Raw genomic sequence first — 18,221 nt, forward strand, 5'->3', positions numbered from 1 at the left:
GGGATGCCGGATGCCGGGGCTACCCGCGCGCCAGCCGCCGCTCCGCCAACAGCGGCACGGCGCGCTCCCGCGCCGCACGCCGCGCGGTCGCCACGGCGCCGAGCGAGACCACCTCGGCCCCGAGCGACGAGGCGAGCAGTTCGGGGGCGGGGAGGTGCAACTGTGACGGCAGCACGGCGCGGGCGGCGGCCAGCACGGGCTCGATGCTCTCGGCCACGGCGCCGCAGATGATGACGCGGGCGGGGTCGTACATGCTGCCGAGCACGCCGACGATGCGGGCGACGGTCTCGCCCAGCTGGCCGGCGATGAGCAGGGCATCGGCGTCGCCCGCGGCGGCGAGGGTCAGGACGAGGCGCGGGTCGATCCGCTCGGCGTCGGCGAGCCGGCCGATCGGGGAACCTGCGTCGACCTCTCCGGTGTCCACGGCGGCGAGCAGCTGATGGTGCAGCGCCGGCCCGAGGCCGAACGCCGAGCCGACCCCGATGATGTGATCGAACACGACGCCCTCGCCGACGCCGCCGTGGGCGCCGTGCAGCAGGTGGCCGTCGACCACAACGCCGCCGCCGAAGCGCTCACCGGCGAGCAGGGCGACGTAGTCCCGGCATCCGATCGCCGCGCCCTGCGCGCCCTCGGCGACGGCGGCGAGCAGGGCGTCGTTCTTGATCTCGACGACCGGCGCCCAGTCGCGCAGCGCTGCGGCGAGCCCCGGGTTCGTGCGCTCCCAGAACCCCTCCGGATGCGGGGGTGAGATGCCGTCTCGGGTGACAGGGGCGGCGACGCCCACGCAGATCGCGAGGAGATCGTCGCGGGTGCGACCGGCTTCGGAGAGGGCGTCCTGGAGCCGTTCGAGGATGATCGCCAGACGCTCCTCCGGCGTCTCCTCCGGGTCGACGTCGGTGCGGTGCTGCACGAGCGTCGTCTGCAGCGGGTCGGCGACGGTGACGGCGAGGTGCGTGTCTCCCGCGTCGATGCCCACGACGACGCCCAGGTCGGGCATCAGGGCGAAGCGCCGCGCCGGCCGCCCTGCGCGGTAGGCGCCGGCCGCACGGGCGTTCGGGAGCTCGCGCAGGATCTGCCCGCTGACCAGGGTGTCCACGGCGTCGATCGCGGTGGATCGGGTGAGCGAGGTGGCCGCCATGACCTCGGTCGCGGTGAACTCGCCGGCGGTCCAGGCGAAGTCGAGGACGGCCCCGACGCTCGCGCGTCCGGTGCCCAGATCTGCAGAAACTTCTGTCACGGCTCTTGACCTGCCCTCTTCTCCAATGAGAGAGTACCGTCCGACGAAGTAAATTCGCTCACTAGATTTAGTCTACGGATCTACCAATCGGAAGGACGACGGTGTCTGTGAAACCCCAACGACTCGCGGCCGGTGCGACCGCGCTGATCATGATCGGCGCCGCAGTCACGGGCTGCGCCGCGGGAGACGGTCGCGAGACCATCCGCTTCACCTTCAGCAAACGTGAAGCGATCGAGTTCATGACGAACCTCGTGGCCGAGTACAACGCATCGCAGAGCGACGTGCGCGTCGAGATCGACACCTCGGGCGTCGACGTGGTCTCGGCCAGCTTCGTGCGCGGCAACCCGCCCGACATCATGCTCGCCAACTACAACTTCGAGATCGCCCGGTTCGTGCAGCGCTGCGCGCTCACCGATCTCGGAGACACGGATGCCGCGGCATCCGTCCGCGACGACCTCCAGCCCCTCATGGACCAGTACGGCTCGTGCGCCGGACGCACCAGCGCCCTGCCGTACTCGGTGATGGCGGCATCCGTCATCTACAACAAGGAGATCTTCGCCGCCCAGGGCATCGAGGTCCCGCAGACCTGGGACGAGCTCATCGCGGCATGCGACCAGCTCAAGGCCGCGGGCATCACCCCGTTCTACGCGACCTTCAAGGACGACTGGACCGTCGGGCAGGGCTGGTATGACTACTCCCTCGGCGGCTCGATCGACGTGATCGACTTCTTCGACGGCATGAACGCCGAGGGCGCCGACGTCGGACCCGACTCGACCGTGTCGTTCCAGAACGACTTCGCCGAGCCGATGGACAGGATGCTCCAGCTGACGAAGGACTACGTCAACGAGGACGCACCCAGCCGCGGCTACGGCGACGGCAACCTCGCCTTCTCGAAGGGCGAGGCCGCGATGTACCTGCAGGGTCCGTGGGCGTTCAGCGAGATCGCGAAGACGGCCCCCGACCTGCAGCTGGGCACGTTCCCGCTGCCGATGACCGACGACCCCGACGATCTCGCTGTGCGCGTCAACATGGACCTCGCCGCCATGATCCCCGAGGGGTCGCGGCACCAGGAGGCCGCACGCGACTTCCTGGAGTTCCTGTACGAGCCGCAGAACATCGAGGCCTACAACGAGTCCCAGCTCGGCTTCACGCCGACCGAGGATGCTCCGGCACCGAGCGATCCGCGCATCGCCGGGATGATCGACTACTACGACGACGGCCGGATCTACCAGGGTCCGTCGGTGCTCGTCCCGAAGACGATCCCCGTCTTCAACTACGCCCAGGCGATGGTGCTCGGCGCAGACCCGAACACGACACTCCGCACGATGGATGCCGACTGGGCGCGCGTCGCCTTCCGCGCACCGGTCGTGAAGACCGAGACAGAGGAGTCCGGCGAATGAGCACCACGACCACGATCGTCACCTCGGGCGACCGCACCGTACGGCGCAGCTCGCGCCGCGTCGAGCCGATCTACTACCTGTTCCTGCTGCCGACGCTGCTGCTGTTCACGCTCGCGATCACGCTGCCCGGGGTCATCGGCATCTTCTTCAGCTTCACCGACTCGATCGGCATCGGCGACTGGAGCTTCAACGGGCTCACGAACTACATCGCCGTCTTCAGCGACCCGGCGATCCTGCAGAGCTATCTGTTCACGTTCGGCTTCTCGATCGCGACGGTCATCGTCGTCAACATCGTGGCGTTCCTGCTCGCGGTGGGGCTGACATCCCGCATCCGCTTTAAGACGGGGCTGCGCACGGTGTTCGTGATCCCGATGGTGATCTCGGGCATCATCATCGCCTACGTCTTCAACTTCCTGTTCTCGAACTCGCTCCCTGCGGCCGGTGCGGCCACCGGCATCCCGTGGCTGGAGACGAGCCTGCTCGCCAACCCCGACCTCGCCTGGGTGGCCATCGTGATCGTGACCGCGTGGCAGGCGGTCCCCGGCACCCTGCTGATCTACATCGCCGGTCTCCTGTCGGTGCCGGGCGAGGTCTACGAGGCCGCGTCGATCGACGGCGCCAACAAGACCCAGCAGCTCACCCGCATCACCGTGCCGCTCGTGGCGGGGTACGTGGTGATCAACATCATCCTCGGATTCAAGGGCTTCCTGAACGCCTACGACATCATCGTCGGCCTCACCAACGGCGGCCCAGGCACCTCCACCCGCAGCGTCGCCATGACGATCATCGCGGGCTTCAACGGCGGCGACTACGCCTACCAGATGGCCAACGCGACCATCTTCTTCATCGTCGCCATCCTCATCTCCCTGCTCCAGCTCTCGATGACCCGCGGAAGGAACGCACTCTGATGTCGACGCAGACACTCGCCACCGTCACCGCCTCCGGCCGCAAACCCCGCATCAGGATGGAGAGGGTCAACTGGTCGGGAACGATCATCCTGATCCTGTGCGCGGTCACCGTGCTCCTGCCGCTGTACGTGACCATCTCGATGGCGTTCAAGACGACCTCCCAGGCCGTCGACGGCAACGCCTTCTCCCTGCCGGCGCCCTTCAGCATCGAAGGGTTCGTCGCCGCCTGGAACCTCACGAAGTTCCCCGTCGGCGCCGGCATCTCGCTGCTCGTCACCGCCGGCACCGTCGTCGCGACCATCCTCCTCGCCGCGCTCGCCTCCTACGCGATCGTGCGCAACTGGGATCGGAAGCTCTTCCGGTACTCGTTCTTCTACCTGCTCGCGGCGATGTTCATCCCGTTCCCCGTCGTGGCCCTCCCGCAGATCCAGCTCACCGGACGCGTGGGGCTCGACAACCCGTTCGGCGTGATCATCCTCGCCACGATGTTCCAGCTCAGCTTCAGCGTGCTGCTGTTCACGGCGTTCCTGCGGTCGATCCCCATGGAGCTCGAGGAGAGCGCCCGCATCGACGGCGCGACGACGTGGCAGACGTTCTGGAAGCTGATCTTCCCGCTGCTCGCGCCGATGAGCGCCACGGTCGGCATCTTCGCCTTCCTGTACGCCTGGAACGACTTCATGATGCCGTCGCTGATCATCTCCGATCCCGCACTGCAGACCCTTCCGGTGCGGCAGAACCTGTTCCAGACTCAGTTCAGCAACAACTACAACGTGTCCTTCGCCTCGTACCTGATGGCGATGGCCCCGGCGATCCTCGCCTACCTGTTCACGCAGCGCTTCGTCATGGAGGGCGTGACCCAGGGCGCCGTCAAGGGCTGAGCCGCACACCCGCAGAACCACCCACAAGAAAGAAGGAGCACGACCCCTCATGACCGACGCTCTCCTCGTCGAGACCCGCACCGCCGACACCGCCGCATGGTGGCGTCAGGCCGCCGTCTACCAGATCTACCCGCGGAGCTTCGCCGATGCGAACGGAGACGGCCTGGGCGACATCCCCGGCATCCTCTCTCGCGTCGACTACCTCGAGAAGCTCGGCATCGATGCCGTGTGGCTCAGCCCGTTCTACCCCTCGGCTCTCGCCGACGGCGGCTACGACGTGGCCGACTACCGCGACGTCGACCCCCGTCTCGGCACGCTCGAGGACTTCGACGCCATGGTGGCAGTCCTCCACGCCCGTGGCATCAGGGTCGTCGTCGACATCGTTCCCAACCACACATCCGACCTGCACGAGTGGTTCCAGGAGGCGCTCGCCGCAGGGCGCGGCTCCGCCGCCCGTGAGCGCTTCATCTTCCGCGAGGGGAAGGGCGAGAACGGCGAGCTTCCTCCGACCGACTGGGTGTCGGTGTTCGGCGGCTCCGCCTGGGAGCGGGTCGAGGACGGACAGTGGTACTTCCACAACTTCGCCGTCGAGCAGCCCGACCTCAACTGGGACAACCCCGAGGTGCGCGAGGACTTCCTGACGACGCTGCGCTTCTGGTCGGACCGCGGGGTCGACGGCTTCCGCATCGACGTCGCCCACATGCTCACGAAGGATCTCAGCGAGCCCCTGCCCAGCCGTGCAGAGCTCGACGCGATCCCGCGGGACGGCAACCACCCGCTGATCGACCGTGACGACGTGCACGAGATCTACGCCGAGTGGCGCCGCGTGTTCGACGAGTACGACCCGCCGCGCACGGCCGTCGCCGAGGCGTGGGTGTCGACGCCGGAGCGCCGCGCGAAGTACGCCTCCGCCGAGGGGCTGGGGCAGGCGTTCAACTTCGACCTGCTCGTCGCCGACTTCGACGCGGAAGAGTTCCGCACGATCATCGCCGACAACCTCGCGCAGTCGGACACGACGGGATCCTCGACGACCTGGGTGCTCTCCAACCACGACGTCACCCGTCATGCGACGCGCTACGGCCTGCCGGCGCTGAACGGACGACACGTCAAGCAGGGCACCGAATGGGTCGCCGCCGGGGGTCCGGACGAGGGCATCGACCGCGAGCAGGGACTCCGCCGCGCGCACGCCGCGACCCTGCTGCTGCTGGGCCTGCCCGGCAGCACGTACCTGTACCAGGGCGAGGAGCTCGGCCTCCAGGAGGTCGCCGAGATCACACCGGAGGAGCGTCAGGACCCGACGTTCTTCCGGGGCGGCGAGTTCGACGGACTGGGCCGTGACGGATGCCGCGTGCCGCTGCCGTGGACGGCATCCGGACCCTCCTTCGGATTCGGGGCCGTCGAGGCGCACCTGCCCCAGCCGGCGTGGTTCGCCGCGTTCGCCGCAGACGTCGAGGCTGCGGATCCCTCGTCGACGCTGTCGCTGTACCGCGAGGCGCTGCGCCTGCGTCGGGTGCTGCAGGCCGACGAGAGCCTGCAGTGGATCGAGACCGGCCGTGCCGACGTGCTGCGCTTCGCCCGCCCGAACGGCTGGCAGGTCGTGACGAACTTCGGCACGGAGCCGTTCGACCTCGGGGCGGATGCCACCGACGTCGTGCTGGGCGCCGTCGACGGCGGTGCGGTGCCTGGCGAGTCCACGGTGTGGATCGCCCCTGCGGGCCTCATCGGCTGACGCCCGCCCACTGTACGCCCCACGGGCCCGCCGGTCGTCGAGATCGGCGGGCCCGTGGGGCCCCGCGGGGCCAGGTGGCGCCGGTTCACACCACCGCGGTGTTCGGCAGCGAGCTCACGGTCGGCGTGACGTACGCGCGGCGTCGGGCGGAGATGTCGGTGGGGCGGGCGCTCCGCGGCACCGTGTGGTCGACGGCGATCACCTCGAACTCCTGGATCTGCGCGGGCCGTACGGGCGTGAGGTGGATCATGCAGATCAGCTCGCCCCGGATGCCGGGGAGGGACCAGGTGACGTCGGCCGGTGTGGCGGAGGACAGGATCTCGGGCGCATCGGATCCCTCGCGGAGTCCGCCGACCTGGGCGATGAGCTCGTCGATCGCCGCTCTGCGCTGGGCGAGCGGGCGGTCGAAGTCGATGTTGTCGGCGAAGAGCTCGGCGGCGGCGTCGTCGTCCCACGAGCGGACCAGCCCGTCGGCCGCGGCCATCAGTCGACGCGTCTCCGGCCACAGCCGGACCACCCGCGCCGGGGTGGCGTTGGCGGAGAGCGTGCGGAGCAGCGCATCCTCGGACAGCCCGACCGGGTTGCCGCGGTGGCTGTTGGTGAGCACGATCACCCCGGTGCCGGAGGAGGCGTGCCACACGATGTTCAGGATGAACCCCGGGAGCCCGCCGCTGTGCGACACGATCGACCCGCGGTGCAGGTCGTGGCGCACGAAGAGGCCGAGCGCGTAGCCTCCCGCCACGAACTTCCAGGTCCCCTCGGGGCGTGCCTGCAGCGACGGGATGTCGACCTGATGGATGCGCTGCAGCTCGCGCCGCGTCGCCCTGGCGACGATCGCGTCATCGCCGCCCGGACGGGTCGCCGCCGCGAGGAATCCGACCCAGATGCCGAGGTCGTTGATCGTGGAGTGCATGCCGCCGGCGGCGGCCATCGCATCGGAGACCTGGGGAGGGAAGGCCACCCAGTTCCCCTCGGCATCCAGCGAGTAGCCGACCGCGCGATGGAACCCGCCGTCGGGTGCGCGGTTGTCGAACCAGGTGCGGGTCATTCCGAGCGGGCGCAGGACCTCCTCCGTGACCCAGTCCTCCACGCGCATGCCGACGGCCTTGGCGACCGCGAGACCTGCCATCGTGAAGCCGATGTTCGAGTACTCGAAGACCGTTCCGGGGTGGTTGCTGTAGGCGAGACCCGGTCTGATCCGATCCACGAGCTCGGCCTCGCTCAGGCCGAGGAACGGATCGACCCAGGAGTTGTCCTCGGTGAGGCCGCCGCTCATGCTGAGCAGCTGCCGCAGGGTCGGTGCGGCGGCGGGCTCGTCGCCGACGGTGCCGTGCCACTCGGGGAAGAAGTCCGTGATCGGCGCCTCGATGTCGAGAAGACCGCGGTCCCTGGCCAGCAGCGCCCCCAGGGCGACGAAGCTCTTCGTGATCGACGCGATCGGGAACACGGTGTCGGCATCTGGCGCCCTGTCGTCGGCGTCGACGGCGCCGAATCCTCGGCTGTGCTCGAGTCCGTCCGGGCCGACGAGCCCGTACACGAGCCCCCGGGCCTGACCCGCCGCGGTGTACTGCCCGAAGAAGGCGTCGAGCTGATCGACGAGGGGGACGGCCAAGGTTTCATTGGACATGGGGCTCCTTCGGTCTGTTCGTCCAGGCTCCCGTGCCGCGGCGCGCGAAACAATGTCCCGGACGACCGAGAATCGATGTCGGCGTGTGCACCACGACGAAGATTTGATAATGGTTCTCATTAGTGTTTAGAGTGGGAGCATGCACAAGCCCCTCGCCGCTCTCGCCCTCGTCTCCGTCGCCGCTCTCGCGCTCTCGGGCTGCGCAGGGTCGACCTCGGGGGCTTCGCCCACGGGGGGAGCGGATGCCGGCGGCATCCGCGTCGTCGCATCGACCAACGTGTACGGATCCATCGCCGCGGAGATCGGTGGCGACCGGGTCGACGTCACCTCGATCATCGACAACGCCGCGCAGGACCCGCACTCCTACGAGGCCACGGCCCGTGACCGCCTCGCCGTGCAGAAGGCCGACCTCGTGATCGAGAACGGCGGAGGCTACGACGCGTTCGTCGACACGCTGCTCGAGGACGCCAAGGATCCGGCCGTCGTCACCGCGGTGGAGTACTCGCACGACTACCCCGGCAACGAGGGGCACGACGCGGATGCCGAAGACCACGCCCACGACCACGGCGATGAGGCCGACGGCCACGCCGGACACGACCACATCGAGGGCTTCAACGAGCACGTCTGGTTCGACCCGCACACCATGACCCACGTCGTGGAGGCCATCGCCGAGGAGCTCGCCGAGCTCGACCCCGATGGCAAGAGCGACTTCGAGGCCAACGCCGCGAAGATCACCGCCGAGCTAGAGGGCTTCGAGGGCGACCTGGAGACGCTGAAGACCGAGGCTGCAGGAGCAGAGGTCTTCATGACCGAGCCGCTGCCCGGCTACCTCGTCGAGGCCGCGGGTCTCACGGACGCGACCCCCGACGGGTTCGCCGAGTCGGTCGAGGAGGGCACCGACGTCGCACCGGCCACCCTGCTCAAGGCGCTCGACGTGATCAAGGGCGGCTCGGTGCGCGCCCTGCTCGTGAACGCGCAGACCGGAGGCTCCGAGACGCAGCGCGTCGAAGACGCGGCGAAGGAGGCGGGCGTGCCCGTCGTGTCCTTCTCGGAGCTGCTGCAGGACGGATCGTCGTACGCTGAGTGGATGCGTGACGCGATCAAGAACCTCGCCGCCGCCGTCACCCCGTGAGCGGTGCCGGGGAGGGCGTCGCCGCGCCCGTGCTGGAGATCAGCGGCGCCGCTCTCCACCGCGGAGACCGAGAGCTGTGGTCGGGGCTCGACCTCACGGTGAGCCCCGGCGAGTTCATCGCGGTGCTGGGGCCCTCCGGCTCGGGCAAGACCACGCTGCTGCGCAGCATCCTCGGTCTGCAGCCGCTGTCGGGCGGGACGATCACCGTGGCAGGAGAGCCCGTTCGTCGAGGGAACCCGCGCATCGGGTACATCCCGCAGCAGCGGTCCATCCCCGCGGACACCAGCATGCGGGCCCGCGACCTCGTCGCCCTCGGCGTGCAGGGCAGCCGCTTCGGGCTACCGCTGCCGCACCGCGGAGACCGGGCGAAAGTCGACCGCCTCCTGGAGTCGGTCGGCGCGGCGCACTACGCCGAGCGCCGGGTCGGACTCCTGTCGGGGGGAGAGCAGCAGCGGCTCCGCGTCGGTCAGGCGCTGGCCGACGAGCCCTCGCTGCTGCTGTGCGACGAGCCGCTCTCCGCCCTCGACCTCGCGAACCAGGTCGCGGTGACCGACATCATCGACCGCCAGCGACGCGACCGCGAGGCCGCCGTCCTGTTCGTCACGCACGACATCAACCCGATCCTCGGCAGGGTCGACCGCATCCTCTACATCGCCGGTGGACGCTTCGTGCTCGGCACCCCCGACGAGGTGCTGCAGACGAGGGTCCTCACCGATCTCTACGGCACCCCGGTGTTCGTGCTCAGGGCCGGCGACCGGCTGGTGGTCGTCGGGGTCCCTGACGTCGAGCCGCACCACGCGCACGACGAGGAGGGCGCCGCATGAACTGGGGTGACGTCTTCTCCTTCCAGGACTACGGCGAGCTCGTCGCCCTCCTCGCGAACTCGATCATCGCCGGCGCCGTTCTCGGCATCGTCGGCGGCCTGATCGGCGTGTTCGTGATGCAGCGCGACCTCGCCTTCGCCGTCCACGGAGTGAGCGAGCTCTCGTTCGCCGGCGCCGCCGCGGCCCTGCTGTTCGGCGGGAGCGTGGTGGCCGGATCCCTCGGCGGGGCGCTCGTGGCCGCGATCCTCATCGGGCTGCTCGGCGCCAAGGCGCGGGACCGCAACTCGGTCGTCGGCGTGCTCATGCCGTTCGGGCTCGGACTCGGCATCCTCTTCCTGTCGCTCTACGACGGGCGCAGCGCCAACCGGTTCAGCCTGCTCACCGGGCAGATCGTGTCGGTGTCGAGCCCCGACCTCGGCTGGCTGATCGGCATCAGCCTCGTCGTCCTCCTCGGCCTGCTGCTCATGTGGAACCCGCTGCGGTTCGACTCGCTCGACCCCGAGTCGGCGGCCGCGCGCGGCGTGCCCACGCGCGCGGTGAGCCTGATCTTCATGGTGCTGCTCGGCCTGATCGTGGCCGTGAGCGTGCACATCATCGGTGCCCTGCTCGTCATGGCGCTGCTGGTGACCCCCGCAGCCGCCGCCATGCGCGTCACCGCCGGGCCGCTGGCCGTGCCGCTGCTCGCGGCGCTGTTCGGGTTCACGGCGGCGGTGGGAGGCATCCTGCTCGCGCTCGCCGGAACCCTCCCGGTGAGCCCCTACATCACCACCCTGTCGTTCCTGATCTACGTCGTGTGCTGGCTCGTGCAGCGCGTGCGCGGACGGGTGCGCCGGGCCTGAGCTCTCCGCGTCGACCTCCAGAACTCCGGAGAATCGAGCACTGTCGACGACGCGGTGCCGCGCGCCGCGGGGGTTCGGCGGCAGACGGCGAGCGAATCTCCGGAGTTCTGGAGGGTCGGGCTCACACCCGGGCGAGCGCCTCGATGTCTTCCAGGAACTCGGCCGCGGTCTCGGGGGAGACGGTGGTGCGGGTGCCGGCGATCGCCTCGAGATAGTCCTGCGTGCTCGGTCCATCGGGGGCGGATGCCGTGGCGCCCGACGCGATGGCCACCTCGAACGCGCGCTGCGAGGCGCTCCGCGCCGCGAACTCGATGTCGGCGGGGGAGAAGCCCTCCGTGCGGTCGACGAGGATATCGATGTCGACGGCATCCGACACCTGCGCGGGGATGTAGCGGAGCCAGATCGCCGCCCGCGCCGCCCGGTCGGGCAGGCCGATGGGGATGACGTAGTCGAAGCGTCCGTGGCGGAGGAACGCGCTGTCGAGCGCGCGGATGAAGTTCGTCGCGCACACCAGCAGGCGGCCCGGCTGCTCTCGGAAGGTGGGGATGATCTTCAGCAGCTCGTTCGTGACGCCCTGCAGCGGGGACGGCGGCTCGCCGGACCGCTGGGCGGCGATCTCCTCGACTTCGTCGATGAAGACCACGGCGTGCTCCAGCTCGGAGATCTTGGTGAAGGTCTCCCGCAGCGCGCCGGCGAGGCCCTTCGGATCGGCGGCCAGCCGCGAGGGGAACACCTCGACGAACGACCACTCCAGACGCGAGGCGATGGCCTTCGCGAAGGTCGTCTTGCCGGTACCGGGAGGGCCGAACAGCACCACGGCGCGCGGTGGCACGACGCCGAAGCTCTCCGCGAGGTCGGGCTCGGCGAGGGGCAGCACGAGCCGCTGCTCCAGGATCTCCTTCTCGCGCCGCATGCCCGACACCGACTCCCACAGGTCGCGCGGCATGAGGCGGCCGCCGAGCTCGGCGAGGGAGGTGAGCTCCTGCCGCTGCACCGGGATGCGCCGCTCGAAGTACTTCAGGTGGTGCTTGGACTCGAACCCGCGCGCCGCGAAGGCGGCGAGCCGCGTCTCGACCTCGGGCATCAGCGCCGAGAGCTTCGTCAGTCCGTGGGGCGCCATGCTCTTCTCCAGAGCGGCGAGGAGCGCCGAGCCGATGCCGCGGTCGCGCCAGGCCTCGTCGATCGCGAAGAACACGACCCAGCCCTGGTCGTGAGCCGCGCGTCCGACCACGGCGGCGATCACATCGTCTCCGTGCACCGCGACGATCGCGTGGTCCTTCTGGCAGGAGGCGACGACCTCGCTGAGGTCGTACACCGGCTCGATGCCGGCGCGCTTGAGCTCCTCCCACAGGTGCAGGATGCCGCCCAGATCGTCGTTGTGGAACTCGCGCAGTCGCCAGCCGGTCATCTGGACTCCCTCGTCTCGGATGCCGCAACGATACCGAGTCGCATGCACCCCAGCCGAACCCGCCCGTAACACTCCCCGCTCCCGCGTCTCTCGCCCCCTCCCGCCTCGCGCCCCCCGGCATCCTCTCGCCCGCCGTCGAGTGCACGGGTTCTCGCCGAGCGCACGGCTTGTCGACGTGAGAATCCTGTGCGCTCGTCGACTTCACGAGAAGTCGACGGGGACGACGGGGACGGCGGGGAGAGACGAGAGGGGCGGGTGACGGTTCCCAGGCCGGGGAGAACACCGGCGATTAGACTCTCCTTATGGCTCAGCGGAACACCTGGCAGCGCGAACGCGTGCGCGAAGCGCTCGCCGACGCCCGCGGATTCGTGAGCGCGCAGAGCCTGCACGCGAGCCTCCGCGACGACAACACCGGCATCGGCCTCGCGACGGTGTACCGCGCGCTCGCCGGACTCGCGGCATCCGGCGATGCCGACTCGCTGCAGAGCCCTGAAGGGGAGGCGCTGTACCGCGCCTGCACGACCCAGGGGCACCACCATCACCTGATCTGCCGATCCTGCGGTCTGACCGTGGAGATCGAGGCCAAAGACGTCGAGCAGTGGGCGCATCGCACCGCAGCCCTGCACGGATTCACGGATGCCGCGCACGTCGTCGATATCTTCGGACTCTGCACCCCGTGCTCGAAGAAGGCCGCCGCGGCTCGAACCGACCTCGAGGAAGCGAGCGCGTGAGCAGCTCCGCCACCGCGGCGCCGCCCGCTCCGCACGCGCACCGCTCGGCACGCCCGCCGCGCTCTCCGTGGATCGGCGTGGGTCTGGGCGCCGTGATCGTCGCCGCGCTGTTCCTGGTCGACCGCTTCGTGCCGACGCTGTACACGGCATCCCTGCCGCATCGCGCGCAGGACGGCCTGACCCTCGCGATGAGCGTCCTCATCGAGGCGCTGCCGTTCGTGGTGCTCGGCGTGCTGCTGTCGATCGTCGTGCAGGTGTGGCTGCCCGCCGACGTCATCCACCGCTGGCTGCCGAAGAGGGCGTGGGCTCGACGGGCCGTGCTGTCGCTGCTGGGGATGCTGATCCCGGTGTGCGAGTGCGGCAACGTGCCCTTCGCCCGCGGTCTCATGATGCGCGGTCTCGCCCCCGCCGAGGCGCTCACCTTCCTGATCGCGGCGCCGATCGTGAACCCGATCGTGATCCTCACGACGCACGCGGCCTTCGGCTTCGACGACGGCATCCTCGTCGCCCGCCTCGTCGGCGGCTACCTCATCGCGAACCTGATCGGCTGGATCTACAGTCGGCATCCCTCCCCCGACGCCCTGCTCACCCAGCGCTTCGTCGACACCTGCGAGCGGGTGTCGCACGAGCCCGGCACGCCCGTGCGCCGCAGTCTCACGCAGTTCCTCGTCGAACTGCGCGCCGTGATGCCGGCGCTCGTGATCGGATCCGCGCTCGCCGGGGCCGTGCAGGTGCTGGTGCCGCGCGACGTGCTGCTCGCGATCGGCGCGAATCCGGTGCTGTCGATCGTGGCGATGATGGCCCTGGCCATGACGGTCGCGATCTGCTCCAATGTCGACGCCTTCTTCGCGCTGTCGTTCGCCTCGACGTTCTCGGCCGGCGCCCTCGTGGCGTTCCTGCTGGTCGGTCCGCTGGTCGACGTGAAGATGCTCGCGCTCATGCGCACCACGTTCACCACCCGCACCCTGGCCGGCATCGTCGGCGTCGTGGTGCTCGCCGCCTTCGCGATCGGGATCGGGGTGAACGTCTTTGTCTGAGTCCGCGCACACTCACGCACCTTCTCGTGCCCGTTCGCTGGGTTCCCGGTGGCTGGGCATCGGCCTCGCGACCGTGCTCGCCGTCGTGACCCTCGGGCTCGGCGTCACCGGTCGCCTCACGCTCTACATCAGCCCGGAGTCGGTGTGGTTCGCGTGCGCCGCCGCCGTCGTGACCCTGATCGGCGCGATCTGGTCGTGTACCCTGCCGCTCGGCGAGGAGGAGGGGCACGATCACGGCCATGAGCATGCGAGCCCCGGCGCTCTGGCGGCCACGGCCACGGTGACGGGCGGCGTGATCGCCTCCGGCGTCGTCGTCGCGGCGCTCGTGCTGCCCCCCGCCTCGCTCTCGGTCGAGCTCGCCATGTCGCGCGCGGGTGAGTCCTCCGCGCTGTTCGCCGGGGCCGACGACGTCACGCTCGGCGTCGCCGACACCACGAAGTTCGGGGTCGGCGACTGGGCCAGCGTCTTCGCGACCTCCACCAACACCTCTGCCTTCGACGGCACGACCGTGACCCTCACCGGCTTCATCACCCCGCAGGGCAGCAAGGGCGTGAACCTCACCCGGCTCGTCATCACGCACTGCGTGATCGACGCACAGCCCGCGAACGTCCCTGTCACGATCACGGCCGGCGAGTTCAAGACCGGTCAGTGGGTCAAGGTCACCGGAGCCGTCAAGGCGGATGCCGACGGCGCACTGCACGTCGAGCCCACCTCGGTCGAGGCGATCGACGAGCCGGGGGATCCGTATGAGTACTGACGACGAGCGGCCGGCCGCCCCTGCGGTGCCGCGCACGCGCGCCGAGATGCGCGCGGCGCGAGAGGCGGAGGCGGCTGCTGCCGCTGCCGCTGCCGCTGCCGCTGCCGCTGCCGCTGATACGTCGGCCGCGGATGCCGATGAGCCCGCCCCCGAGAAGCCCGCCCCCGCCGCGTCGACCCGTGAGTCCACCGGGGATGCCGCACCGGATGCTCCGGCATCCCGCTCGCGCTTCGAGCCCGCCGACGAACGCGAGGCAGCGATGCGGGCGGCGATGGTCGAGGCAGCCGCCGCAGCAGCCGCCGCGACCGAGGCCGCGAATCGACCTGCAGACGTTTCGTCTCGCTCCGCTCGCTCGACGACCGGTTCTTCCGCGATCGACCCGTTCGCCCGCTCCTCGACCGAGTTCGCCTCACGGTCCGCGACCGACGCCGTCTCAGGCTCCGACACCGACTCCGCCACCCGGTCGTCGAGCGAGGAGCGCAGCGACGAGACGACACGCCCGTCTCCGGCATCGACGTCGGATGACGCCCCGGCCGAGGCCGCGCGCACGGCTGAGGACGTCTCGCCTCGCTCCGCTCGCACAACGACCGGGGAGTCCTCGTCGGGGACCGGCGCCTCCGCTCGCACAACGACCGGAGAGGCCGCCCCGACGTCCGAGAAGTCCGGCGCCTCGCGGCGCTTCGCCTTGGCACTGGCATCCGTGCTCGGCATCCTCGTGCTGGTCGGGGCCGGGCTCGGCGCCGTGAGCCTGACGCAGGGGCCGCGCATCACCGCGACGCAGATCGATCCGATGCACGCGATCGAGTCGAGCGGCAGCCGCGTGATCCTCACGGCGAACCAGTCCCTCGCTCCGATCGACGACTCCCAGGTCACCGTGAAGCCCGCCGTGCCGTTCACGGTCGATGCCTCCGGCCGCGGCATCGGCGTCCGCTTCACGGTTCCGCTCGACGACTCCACGAAGTACACGATCACGGTCGCCGGGGTCACCGGCGCCGGCGGCGGGCCGACGACCACGCTCACGAAGAGCTTCACGACGCCGACATCCTCGATCTTCCTGCTCAAGCGCGACGCGAAGAAGAAGGACACGATCTTCCGCACGGATCTCACCGGGGAGAAGGCCGTTCCGGTGTTCTCGGATGACAAGATCAACGACTTCCGCGCCACCTCGAACCTCCTCGTCGTCTCCGTCGAGGAGGACGAGGTCTCGAAGCTCTACGTGATGAACCGCGACGGCTCGAACAAGCGCGAGCTGAAGCTCCCCGGCGTCGGGTACATCGGCTCCATCCAGGTGTCGGACCGCGGCGGGCTCGTCGGCTACACCTACTCCGACCAGGAGCTCAGCGACACCGAGGGGCGTGCGAGCGTCCTGGTCACGCAGCCCCTCTCCGGCGGGGATCCGACGATCGTCAAGGTCGGCGACAAGGAGGCGAACATCCTCGTCTGGCAGTTCGTGCCCGACTCCGCCGCGATGCTGTTCATCGACTTCGACGGTGCGCTCTCGCTCATCGACCACTCCGCGGATTCGGGGGTGCAGTCGCTGGGTCTCGCGACCGACATCCAGGGCGTCTCCCGGGGCACGTACACGGCCGTCATCGAGCGCCTCGACGGTTCGGTCGTGGATCTGAACCTCGCCGACGGAACGGAGCAGCCGCTCGCGGCATCCGACCCCGACTACGGCACGGCGAGCACGATCACGCCGTTCCCCGGCGGCACGCTGCGCCACGTGGCATCCCTCGACGAGACGGGGATGCCGAACGGGCAGGCGATCGTCAGGGTCGGCGACGACGGCAAGGCCGTGAAGATCGCCGAGGTCGGGCCGAGCGATTCGATCCTGCAGGCGTGCGCCTCGCCGAGCGGCCAGTACGCCGCCGTCGCGATCGCCCCGAACCTCGCGGACAACCCCTACGATCAGATGCTGCTGCCGCTTCCGCAGACGGTCCAGACCCACCTGTTCGACCTCCGCACGGGCAAGGAGCTGGTCGCGCTGACCGGCTTCGACGCCTCGTGGTGCGCGACCGCCCCGCACTACTGATGCGCCGCGCGACCCGGGATGATCTGAGCGGTCTGCCGCTCGAGGTCGCCCCGCGTCTGCTCGGCGCCGAGCTGCGCACGGTCGTCGGCGAGGACCAGGTGCGGCTGCGTCTCACCGAGGTCGAGGCGTACCACGGGCACGGCACGGGAGAGATCCCCGACCCCGGCTCGCACGCCCGCATGGGCCGCACGGCCCGCAACGCGACGATGTGGGGAGAGCCGGGTCATCTGTACGTGTACCTGAGCCACGGCATCCACTCCTGCGTCAACGTGGTCGCAGGACCGGCGGGGCAGGCGGGCGGGATCCTGCTGCGCGCCGGCGAGGTCACGGGAGGTGCGGATGCCGCGGCCCTCCGTCGCGGCGCGAACCTTCCGCTGACGCCGCTCGCGCTGCGGGACCTGGCGAAGGGGCCTGGGCGGTTCGGGCAGGCGTCGGGTCTGCGGCATCCGCTGCACGACGGCATCGATGCGGTCTCCGGCGACGGATGGCACGGGGCGAGGGCGCAGCTCTGGCTGGCGGAGACGCCGGTGGCCGACATCGCGTCGGGGCCGCGGGTCGGCGTCGCCGGAGCGGCGGGAACGGATGCCTTCCCCTGGCGGTTCTGGATCGCCGGCGACTCGACGGTCTCGGCGTTCCGCTGGGGGAGAGGCGCGAGGGACGCTCAGGCGGAGGTGCGCCAGACCACGGGCGCGTCGAGCAGGATGCCCTCCCGCGGACGCTGATCCTCTCCCAGCTGGGAGAGGACGGATGCCGCGGCTGCCGCCCCCAGCCCCTCGGCCGGCTGGTCCACCGTCGACAGCGGCGGCGTCGTGCGGGTCGCCCACGTGCTGTTGTCGAAGCCGACGACCCCGACGTCCTCCGGCACGCGTCGCCCTGCTTCGCGGAGGGCCCACATGGCGCCGGCGGCCACCGCGTCGGAGGCCGCGAACACCCCGTCGACGTCGGGAGCGCGCTCGAGCAGGCGCGTCATGGCGGATGCCCCGTCGGCGTACGAGTACAGCGGCACCTCTTCGACGAGGCTCTGGTCGAAGGCGTCGCCGAGCGCATCGGTGAAGCCGGCGAGGCGGTCGGTTCCCGAGTCCCTGTCGAGAGCGGCCGCGATCATGCCGACGCGCCTCCTGCCGGTCGCCACGAGCCGGGAGGTGATCGTGCGTGCGGCGCCGCGGTTGTCGATGCCGACCCAGGCGGCGTCGACGTCGGGCGGATGGCCGACGTAGGCCACGGGCAGATCGAGGCGCATCACGGCCTTCGTGATCGGGTCCTGCGTGCGCGCCGACACGATGACGGCGCCGTCGACGAAGCCGCCGTTGAGGTAGCGCGCGACGCGCTCGGTGTCGCGCACGGAGTCGACCACGAGGCACACCATCTGGTAGTCGGCCTCGGAGAGCGTCTCGTTCGCCCCGAGCATGATCGCCCCGATGTTCGGGTCCTCGAGGAAGAGCGCGTGGGGCTCGTGCACGATGAACGCGACGGCCTGCGTGCGCTGCCGCACGAGGTTGCGCGCGGCGGTGTTCGGCACGTAACCGACCTCGCGGATCGCGTCTTCGATGGCGCTGCGCGCGGCGTCGGACACGTAACCGCCGTTGAGTACGCGACTGACCGTTCCGCGCGAGACGCCGGCGACGCGCGCCACGTCGTGCACGGTGCTGCGACGGCGTCCGGACGAGGTCATGTGCACAGCC

Annotated in this window: 16 protein-coding genes; 12 read left to right on the plus strand and 4 right to left on the minus strand. The window is 70.1% G+C overall.

The window, feature by feature from the left end:
- Positions 1-19: 19 nt before the first annotated feature.
- Positions 20-1,237: an ROK family protein gene (locus ACFVRO_RS04855; RefSeq protein ID WP_386949849.1), complete on the minus strand. Its 1,218-nt coding sequence runs from the start codon at positions 1,235-1,237 to the stop codon at positions 20-22.
- Positions 1,238-1,386: 149 nt separating this feature from the next.
- Between ACFVRO_RS04855 and ACFVRO_RS04860 the strand changes: the two genes are divergently transcribed.
- The 4 genes from ACFVRO_RS04860 to ACFVRO_RS04875 are packed head-to-tail and all read left to right on the plus strand — an operon-like array spanning position 1,387 to position 6,152.
- Complete coding sequence (locus ACFVRO_RS04860) at positions 1,387-2,637, plus strand: ABC transporter substrate-binding protein (protein WP_386951602.1); 1,251 nt, start codon at positions 1,387-1,389, stop codon at positions 2,635-2,637.
- Positions 2,634-3,545 carry a carbohydrate ABC transporter permease gene (locus ACFVRO_RS04865; protein ID WP_105677273.1) on the plus strand — a complete coding sequence of 304 codons (912 nt, stop codon included), beginning with the start codon at positions 2,634-2,636 and terminating at the stop codon, positions 3,543-3,545. Before ACFVRO_RS04860 ends, ACFVRO_RS04865 begins: the two co-directional genes overlap by 4 nt.
- Positions 3,545-4,423 (plus strand): carbohydrate ABC transporter permease, encoded by an 879-nt coding sequence (locus ACFVRO_RS04870; protein ID WP_386949851.1) that lies wholly within the window; start codon positions 3,545-3,547, stop codon positions 4,421-4,423. The genes ACFVRO_RS04865 and ACFVRO_RS04870 overlap by 1 nt, the downstream gene beginning before the upstream one ends.
- Before the next feature lie 49 nt (positions 4,424-4,472).
- Positions 4,473-6,152 carry a glycoside hydrolase family 13 protein gene (locus ACFVRO_RS04875; protein WP_386949854.1) on the plus strand — a complete coding sequence of 560 codons (1,680 nt, stop codon included), beginning with the start codon at positions 4,473-4,475 and terminating at the stop codon, positions 6,150-6,152.
- A gap of 85 nt (positions 6,153-6,237) precedes the next feature.
- On the opposite strand, the gene ACFVRO_RS04880 is transcribed toward ACFVRO_RS04875, so the two are convergent.
- On the minus strand, positions 6,238-7,779 hold the full coding sequence (locus tag ACFVRO_RS04880; RefSeq protein ID WP_386949857.1) for a serine hydrolase domain-containing protein: 1,542 nt from the start codon (positions 7,777-7,779) through the stop codon (positions 6,238-6,240).
- A gap of 139 nt (positions 7,780-7,918) precedes the next feature.
- Between ACFVRO_RS04880 and ACFVRO_RS04885 the strand changes: the two genes are divergently transcribed.
- From ACFVRO_RS04885 to ACFVRO_RS04895, 3 genes are read left to right on the plus strand one after another with little or no spacing between them, the layout of a single operon-like run.
- A complete protein-coding gene (locus ACFVRO_RS04885; protein WP_386949859.1) occupies positions 7,919-8,911 on the plus strand; it encodes a metal ABC transporter solute-binding protein, Zn/Mn family in 993 nt (330 codons plus the stop codon).
- Positions 8,908-9,735: a metal ABC transporter ATP-binding protein gene (locus ACFVRO_RS04890; RefSeq protein ID WP_386949862.1), complete on the plus strand. Its 828-nt coding sequence runs from the start codon at positions 8,908-8,910 to the stop codon at positions 9,733-9,735. Before ACFVRO_RS04885 ends, ACFVRO_RS04890 begins: the two co-directional genes overlap by 4 nt.
- Positions 9,732-10,574 carry a metal ABC transporter permease gene (locus ACFVRO_RS04895; RefSeq protein WP_105677282.1) on the plus strand — a complete coding sequence of 281 codons (843 nt, stop codon included), beginning with the start codon at positions 9,732-9,734 and terminating at the stop codon, positions 10,572-10,574. Before ACFVRO_RS04890 ends, ACFVRO_RS04895 begins: the two co-directional genes overlap by 4 nt.
- A gap of 121 nt (positions 10,575-10,695) precedes the next feature.
- Here ACFVRO_RS04895 and ACFVRO_RS04900 read toward each other — a convergent pair whose 3' ends face one another.
- On the minus strand, positions 10,696-11,982 hold the full coding sequence (locus ACFVRO_RS04900) for an ATP-binding protein (protein ID WP_386949865.1): 1,287 nt from the start codon (positions 11,980-11,982) through the stop codon (positions 10,696-10,698).
- A 302-nt stretch (positions 11,983-12,284) separates the two neighbouring features.
- On the opposite strand from ACFVRO_RS04900, the gene ACFVRO_RS04905 reads away from it, so the two are divergent.
- The 5 genes from ACFVRO_RS04905 to ACFVRO_RS04925 are packed head-to-tail and all read left to right on the plus strand — an operon-like array spanning position 12,285 to position 17,261.
- On the plus strand, positions 12,285-12,713 hold the full coding sequence (locus tag ACFVRO_RS04905) for a Fur family transcriptional regulator (RefSeq protein WP_105677287.1): 429 nt from the start codon (positions 12,285-12,287) through the stop codon (positions 12,711-12,713).
- The gene (locus ACFVRO_RS04910) at positions 12,710-13,750 is read left to right on the plus strand and encodes a permease (RefSeq protein WP_386949868.1); all 1,041 of its coding nucleotides are present in this window, start codon (positions 12,710-12,712) and stop codon (positions 13,748-13,750) included. Before ACFVRO_RS04905 ends, ACFVRO_RS04910 begins: the two co-directional genes overlap by 4 nt.
- On the plus strand, positions 13,743-14,507 hold the full coding sequence (locus ACFVRO_RS04915) for a TIGR03943 family putative permease subunit (protein WP_223585588.1): 765 nt from the start codon (positions 13,743-13,745) through the stop codon (positions 14,505-14,507). Before ACFVRO_RS04910 ends, ACFVRO_RS04915 begins: the two co-directional genes overlap by 8 nt.
- Positions 14,497-16,539 (plus strand): hypothetical protein, encoded by a 2,043-nt coding sequence (locus tag ACFVRO_RS04920; RefSeq protein ID WP_386949870.1) that lies wholly within the window; start codon positions 14,497-14,499, stop codon positions 16,537-16,539. Before ACFVRO_RS04915 ends, ACFVRO_RS04920 begins: the two co-directional genes overlap by 11 nt.
- Positions 16,539-17,261: a DNA-3-methyladenine glycosylase gene (locus ACFVRO_RS04925; protein WP_386949873.1), complete on the plus strand. Its 723-nt coding sequence runs from the start codon at positions 16,539-16,541 to the stop codon at positions 17,259-17,261. The genes ACFVRO_RS04920 and ACFVRO_RS04925 overlap by 1 nt, the downstream gene beginning before the upstream one ends.
- Here the strand turns inward: ACFVRO_RS04925 and ACFVRO_RS04930 are convergent.
- Positions 17,201-18,211, minus strand: a complete 1,011-nt coding sequence (locus ACFVRO_RS04930) for a LacI family DNA-binding transcriptional regulator (RefSeq protein WP_386949876.1) — start codon at positions 18,209-18,211, stop codon at positions 17,201-17,203. The genes ACFVRO_RS04925 and ACFVRO_RS04930 overlap by 61 nt on opposite strands.
- Positions 18,212-18,221 lie beyond the last annotated feature (10 nt).

It is taken from the genome of Microbacterium sp. NPDC057944 (assembly GCF_042887445.1).
Taxonomy (GTDB): domain Bacteria; phylum Actinomycetota; class Actinomycetes; order Actinomycetales; family Microbacteriaceae; genus Microbacterium; species Microbacterium natoriense.